Genomic DNA, 1,163 nt, shown 5'->3' on the forward strand with positions numbered 1-1,163 from the left:
ACGCCGATACCACATTCAGCCAACGGTCTTTTCCCCCGCGCGAAGTGGGCACGATATGGTCACGGGTGAGCACGTTTTCGGGAAACGGTTTACCGCAATAGAGACACAAATGCTGATCGCGCCGAAACAACGCCCGGTTGGTCAAAGGTGGTGCCGGGCGCTTGTGGTTATGGGTAACGCCATCGCAGGCGATGATCGAATGCAGAGACAGGCAGGAACGGGTGCCGGTAAGGCGACTGGTGCCGCCGTGCAGCCGGTAGATCACATCTCCCAGCGTCCAGGTCACCAAGCCACGCGCATAAAGGGTGGCGGCCATTTGCCAGTCGAGCCACTCAACCGGCGTGCCGGCTTTATCCAGGCGCAGAATGCGTTCACTCATGGGCAACCTCAGCAATGTGATCACGCAAGGAGTTATTCAGAAACTCCGCAGATATAAACGTAAAGTAATGACGATTCTGCGACACAAGGGTCGGCGACAAGGAGCGGGGAGAGGCAGGAGCACCGTCCGGCATGGACCGGCGGAGGAAAGTGGATTGCCTGTGGCTGTGTATGAACACGATGGCAGCGCCTTTACCCGGTTATCTCTGATTAACCTGCCACGACAGGCTAATCACAGACACCGGATTGAATAAATAATAAACAGCTCGCGGTAATGGCCGCAACTTTCTTTATCCTCGCTTATCCGTTGCTTCACTCTGGTTCATCCTGCGCAGCAGCACGAAACACTGGCAAACGGTAACAGCTCATTACCCGCGTGCCGGTATTATCGCCATCCGTCATGATCGCCACCGCATCCACTGCGTTCACCTCCATGCCATGAAAACGCCTGAAATCGGCCTGCACATTGCGCGAGAACCGGTGCCAGGTGCCGGCACCACCCGGTCCCTGCACCACGACCATCTCTGCCTGGCTGGCAAACGGGTTGGGCCAGTGAGCGCCGGGCTCGGCATCACGGGACCAGACATAGTTGATGGCCCGCGTCTGCCAGGGCAACCAGCCTTTTTTCACCACGTACACGCGAGCCTGAAAGTCATCCCCCGCCTTGCTTTGCTCCAAGGTGTCAGGCCAGGGCGGGATGACTTCCCCCTGCCACTGCCAGGTCAGCCAGGGTGTCTGGTTGAGATCCACCTGTTGCTCTTGCACCAGCCCCGACGCTGTTCCCT

At 58.2% G+C, this 1,163-nt stretch carries 2 protein-coding genes; both read right to left on the reverse strand.

Annotated features, from left to right (window positions below; genetic code table 11):
- Positions 1–379, reverse strand: a 379-nt coding sequence (locus A3754_RS02210; protein ID WP_063518737.1) for an HNH endonuclease, incomplete at its 3' end; no start/stop codon positions are given.
- A gap of 311 nt (positions 380–690) precedes the next feature.
- Positions 691–1,163 (reverse strand): DUF3047 domain-containing protein (locus A3754_RS02215; RefSeq protein ID WP_063518738.1); only part of this gene is annotated, 473 nt, incomplete at its 5' end.

This window comes from Alcanivorax sp. HI0083, from assembly GCF_001635175.1.